This is a genomic window from Streptomyces sp. NPDC031274, from assembly GCF_055570235.1.
The window spans coordinates 1-1,521 of sequence record NZ_JBVIHP010000200.1 but is presented as its reverse complement, the minus strand read 5'-3'; the positions used below and the strand labels follow the sequence as shown (position 1 = coordinate 1,521).

General features: G+C 66.0%; 1 protein-coding gene and 1 pseudogene. One reads left to right on the top strand and one right to left on the bottom strand.

Annotated elements, in window-relative coordinates:
- Positions 1-902 (bottom strand): annotated as a pseudogene (locus ACZ5CR_RS44950) (restriction endonuclease); the annotation flags it as partial.
- A gap of 125 nt (positions 903-1,027) precedes the next feature.
- Here ACZ5CR_RS44950 and ACZ5CR_RS44945 point away from each other — a divergent pair.
- Positions 1,028-1,303 (top strand): hypothetical protein, encoded by a 276-nt coding sequence (locus ACZ5CR_RS44945; RefSeq protein WP_468869377.1) that lies wholly within the window; start codon positions 1,028-1,030, stop codon positions 1,301-1,303.
- The last annotated feature ends 218 nt before the right edge of the window (positions 1,304-1,521 follow it).

Here is a 1,521-nt window from a genome sequence, read left to right as displayed (position 1 = left end):
GACTGAACGGCACCTTCAGTGTCGGCGGTGAACAGCTCGTGGACGGTACGCAAGGCGGTCTGGGCGAGGACGGAGGCGTACAGCTCCTTGCGGTCTTTGTCCGGGCGCGGGACGGGGTTCATCTCGTCGCGGGTCTTCACGTAGCGGTACGCCCGAGCCGCAGGCACGACGTCTTCCAACGGCAGGTCGATCTCGACGAGCAAGTCACCTGTGTCCGCCTGGTACGACACCCGGTGCGCCTTGGGGAAGTCGTGTGGATACTTGGAGGCGGCCAGGGCCTGGTCGATGAACCACTCGACGGCATCTACGTCCCGCTCACGGTAGGCGCTGCGTCGTTCCTCAAGTCGACCGTTCCACTCGTCGACCCGGATGGCCTCTTGCTGGTTCTGCTCCTCGTGACGGGCACGGGCCTCGGCCAGCTTCTCGGCCCGCTTCTTCTCGTCCCGCGCGTGGTCACGCAATGCTCGGTCGAACCGCTCACGGGCGGCCGCGACTTCGGCGTCGTACCCCTTGCGCCCGAAACCGAACGCGCCGAGGAGACCGCGTGGTGGCTCGGGCTCGTATTCCTCCCATCGCGGCAGCGGGACTGCCTTGGTTCGTCCCCTGGGCGGGATAAACGGCGTGGGGGTGAACTGCTGCTTGAGTCGGTCGAAGGTCAGTGCCTTTCCGTCCAGCACGGCCGTCCGGAGAAGCGACGACAACTGCTCGACGTCGTTCTCGACCACGTAGGTACGGTCGATCGCCTCCTGTGCCCGGGCCGTTTCGTAGGCGGCCTTCTCCTCACGCGCCTTGCGTTTGGCCTCGGCCTCAGCAGCCTTACGCGCCTTCTCCTGCTCCTTGGCCTGCCGCGCGAGTTCCCTGGCATAGGGATCGTTCCCGCCCGCCCCACTCCTGCTTGCCACTGTGCCCCCAGGTCAGTGCATGATCCTTCGGCCGAACCTCCGCAGTATTTCTTACCCCCGGGGCAGCGTCAGTTGGCTCGGAAAGTGTGGCGATGTTCATGTGGCATGGCCGGAAAGGGGCGCTGTTGGGTCGCAAAGGAGCGAGCGTCTCGAACACCTTCGAGACGGCCATCGGCGACAGGCACCTCGTACGCAACCTCATGCGCGCCAAGTCGGTGCGGTGGCCCGAGGCGCCGGAGGCCCAGCAGGAGGCGTGGCCGCTGGAGATCGCGCAACGTGTGCCGGACGTGATCAAAGCCCGATTCCACATCGCGGTTCGTGATCGTGGTCGCGCCCGGCTGCGGGCCGTGCCAAAGCGAGCCCGAACACTGCTCCCTGCTTCCCTTCATGCCTGGTGGTAGCACGCGCTGGTGCGGTCGCAGTCGTCTTCGGGGATGCTTCCCCAACAGGACTGGGGCGGACATACGTTAGCGGTTAGATGATCTCTATTGGGGGCTGGGGTGCCAGGTCGGGATCTGCGAGCACTGTTCAGTACGAACGACCGGACGCTGGCGACTGCGGAGGCGTTCACGAATCGCCAGGCGCAGTGGGCGTTCGCGGTGGCGGCGCTCACCGAGCA